This window comes from Micromonospora sp. WMMD736, assembly GCF_049179015.1.
GTDB lineage: Bacteria > Actinomycetota > Actinomycetes > Mycobacteriales > Micromonosporaceae > Micromonospora.
Window position 1 is genome coordinate 1 of record NZ_JBMHMI010000084.1, and the last position, 3,628, is coordinate 3,628.

The 3,628-nt window shown below is 65.8% G+C and carries 5 protein-coding genes; all 5 read right to left on the reverse strand.

Annotated features, from left to right (window positions below):
• The coding region (locus tag ACN269_RS33880) for an MlaD family protein (protein ID WP_421477299.1) at positions 1-370 on the reverse strand (370 nt) is incomplete at its 3' end.
• Entirely contained in the window at positions 367-1,710 is a 1,344-nt protein-coding gene (locus ACN269_RS33885) for an MCE family protein (RefSeq protein WP_421477301.1), read from the reverse strand. The genes ACN269_RS33885 and ACN269_RS33880, both read right to left, overlap by 4 nt.
• A gap of 4 nt (positions 1,711-1,714) precedes the next feature.
• Positions 1,715-2,563 carry an ABC transporter permease gene (locus ACN269_RS33890; protein ID WP_421477303.1) on the reverse strand — a complete coding sequence of 283 codons (849 nt, stop codon included), beginning with the start codon at positions 2,561-2,563 and terminating at the stop codon, positions 1,715-1,717.
• Positions 2,560-3,339, reverse strand: a complete 780-nt coding sequence (locus tag ACN269_RS33895; RefSeq protein ID WP_421477305.1) for an MlaE family ABC transporter permease — start codon at positions 3,337-3,339, stop codon at positions 2,560-2,562. Before ACN269_RS33895 ends, ACN269_RS33890 begins: the two co-directional genes overlap by 4 nt.
• Before the next feature lie 107 nt (positions 3,340-3,446).
• The coding region (locus ACN269_RS33900; RefSeq protein WP_421477307.1) for a hypothetical protein at positions 3,447-3,628 on the reverse strand (182 nt) is incomplete at its 5' end.

The following is a 3,628-nucleotide window of genomic DNA, read 5'->3' on the forward strand; positions in this document are numbered from 1 at the left end:
CCGGTTCCAGCGGCCGCGCCCCAGCGGCCCCTTCGGCCAACTCCAGATAGCGACCACCGATCAGGTCCGCGTAGCGGACCACCGCGGTAGTCGCCTCCGTGAGAGGGACGGTGTCATCGGTCGAGAATTCCACCATCACAGTGGCATCGGGCTGTAGGGAGATGTTCTTGACCTTGCCGACCTCGACCCCGGCTATCCGCACGAAGTTGCCTTCCTGCAGACCGGTCACGTTGGTGAACTCCGCCCGGTAGTGCCGCTCCGCGCCGAACCGTAGCTGCGCGAACACCATCAGGCTGGCAAAGATCGCCAGCAGACACACCGCGACGAAAACTGCCAGCCGCCATACCGCTCCGGTCAGGTTGTCCGTCATGGCGGCGTCCCTGCGTCGGCCGGAGGAACACCGGGCCACAGCGGGGTGCCGCCGGGTCCGTACAGTGGGGCCCCGTACGGCGGCGCTCCCGGATACGGCACGGGTCCGATCGCGGGTCCGGGTATGCACTTGCGGATGCTGGGGGGTTCGGGCACTGCGCGGGTCGCCGGGAAGAAGTTCGCCCAACACGGGTGCCCGATGCCCGGGTTCGGCCGCAGGTCCAGCCCGGTACCCCACCCGGTGTTGGTGATCAGTTGGCGCACCGGGTAGTTCTTGGTCGCGTCGGGTAGCGACCCGCAGCTCGGTTTACCGCCCGGACCGCCCTTCGCCGCGACGATCGGAAGGTGGTCGGGGAACCGGTAGCCGTCGTCGCCGAACAGCAGGCCGGCATCCAGAATCGTGGTCCGGCCGTTGCCGCCGTTGTTCTCGCGCGCCCCGTTTTCCAGCGCCCAGTTCGCGCCGAGCAGCAGGCAGGTGTAGGTCGGGTTGTACTTCATCAGCAGGTTGGTCGTCGGTTCGGCCGCGTCGATGAGCCGGATCAGGTCGGTGTGGCTCGGTGCAAGTAGCTCGACGCCGGACCGGCCCAGACCAATCGTGCTGAGCAGCAGTGCATCCAGGTCCTGCGCCTGGCCGGTGACGGTGCGGCTGGTGACGCTCGCCGCCGCCAGCGTGTCGATGATGTGCTGTGCCGCGCCGCCGTAGGCGTCACTGGCCGCGGCCAGCGCGCGCCAATCCCGGCGCAGGGTCTCGTCGCGCGAGTTCACCGCCAGGAGCACTTCGTTGGCGTCGGTGGTGGCCTGTCCGATTCGTGGTCCCTGGCCTCGGACGCCGTCGGCCAGGGCGGTCAGCACGGGGTTCAGCTTGGGCGGATCGATCTGCCCGAGCACCTTGACGATGTTCTCGAAAACCGTGTTCACCTCGGTACTGACGTTGCGCGAGGCCAGGACTGCGCCGGGCGCCAGCCGTGCCGATGCCGGCTCGTCGGGGTAGATCAGGTCGACGTACTTGGCGCCGAACGCGGTTGTCGCGCGGATCTGCGGGACTACGTTGGCCGGAATGAACCGAACCTGGTCCGGAAAGAGTTCCAACGTCAGGTGGACCGGCTCGGCCCCACCGTGCACCGATGCGACCCGGCCGACCGGCACACCGCGCATCTTCACCTTGGCGCCGGGTTCCATGACCAGACCGGATCGATCCGACGTCACGGTGACCGGTTGGAAGGACCGGAAGGTTCCCGCGAAGGCCGCCGAGCAGATGACCACGAACGCGGCGATGGCGGTGAACATGATCGCCGTCCACCACAGCGGGTGGATCCGGCGTTGCCCTCTCCTGGTTGGCACCGTGCTATCCGGACAGGTTGAAGTTGCCGGATTGCCCGTAGACGGCCAACGTAACGAACATCGAGACGAACGTCGCGGTGATCAACGAGGTGCGTACCGCCCGCCCCACCGCTTCTCCCACCCCGGCCGGCCCACCCGACGCCGTGAAGCCGTAGTAGGTGTGCACCAGCATGATCAGCACGGCCATCACCACCGCCTGGGCGAACGACCAGATCAGGTCCGTCGGGTTCAGGAAGGTGTTGAAGTAGTGGTCATAGACGCCGGTCGACTGGCCATAGAACACGGTGGTCCCGACCCGGGCGGCCAGGAACGACATCAGCACGGCGACGCAGTACAACGGGATCACGACGATCACGCCGGCCAGCACCCGGGTGCTGGCCAAGTAGGCGATCGACCGCACGCCGATCACCTCGAGGGCGTCGATCTCCTCGTTGATCCGCATCGCACCGATCTGCGCGGTCGCACCGGCGCCGATCGTGGCCGCCAAGCCGATCGCGGCGATCAGTGGGGCGATCAACCGCACGTTGAAGTAGGCCGACGAGAATCCGGTCAGCGCCTCCACCCCGATCTCGGCGAACTGGTTGTAGCCCTGCACCGCGATCACAGCACCGCTGGACAAGGTGAGGAATCCGACGATGACGACGGTGCCGCCGATGATGGCCAGCGCCCCGGTACCGAGGCTCATCTGGGCGATCAGGCGGGCCAGCTCGGTTCGATAGTGGACGACCGCGTCACCGCTGAATCGCAGTGTTTTGCCGTAGAACTCGGCTTGGGTGCCGATCCGCTGCAGCCCGTCCACCCAGCCGGTCGCGACACGGCGCAGCCGTGGGTAGGGCGTTCGCGCGACCGTCACAGTGTCGCCTCCACCGCGACCGCACTGGCGATGATGTTGATCGCGAACAACGCCATGAAGGTGTACACCACGGTCTCGTTCACCGCATTGCCGACACCCGCCGGGCCCCCACCGACTGAAATGCCCTTGTAGCAGGCAATCAGGCCGGCGGCCAGCCCGAACAGTGCGGCCTTGATCAGTGCGATGACCACCTCGGCCGTCCCCGTGATCAGCGTAATGCCGGCGGCGAATGCACCCGGTGTCACGTTCTGAATGAACACCGAGAAGGCGAAGCTGCCGACGATGCCGACCAGGACCACCACCGACGACAGCAGCATGGCCACCAAAGTGGCCGCCAGCACGCGGGGCACCACCAGGGCCTGAATGGGGTTGATGCCCATGACCTTCAGCGCGTCGAGTTCTTCGCGGATGGTGCGGGCGCCCAGATCGGCACACATCGCGGTCGCTCCGGCCCCGGCGACCACCAGCACCGTCACCACCGGGCCGATCTGGGTGACCGTCCCGTAGGCCGCGCCGGTGCCCGAGAAGTCGGCGGCGCCGAACTCGACCAACAGGATGTTGAAGGTGAACACCACCATCACGCAGAAGGGGATGGACAGCAGCAACGTCGGCATGATCGACACCCGCGCCACGAACCACGATTGCAGCAGAAACTCGCGAAAGTAAAACGGCCGCCGAGGAATCGCAAGCAGCGTATCCAGCGCCATCGCGAAGAAGCCGCCGATGGATCGTAGTGGCGCGGTGGCGTTGCCACGCGAGATCGCGGCGAAGCCCATGACACCTCCCGGCTTAGTGTCGGTTCACTTCGCATCGAATCACAGTCGATGTGAATTGACCATAGTTTTACCAAAGTTTGGTGAAAGCGTATTGATAGTTACTTCAGCTACTCAAGTGAATGTTCGATAGCATGATCTAGTTGACACGCCAGTTCCCGCAGCTCCCGCTTGATGATCTTTCCCGCGGCGTTCTTCGGCAGGGTGTCCAGGTCGACGAACCGGCGCGGCAACTTGTAGGCGGCCAGGTGCGCCCGGCAGTGCTCGATGAGGTCCTGGTCGGATACGGCCG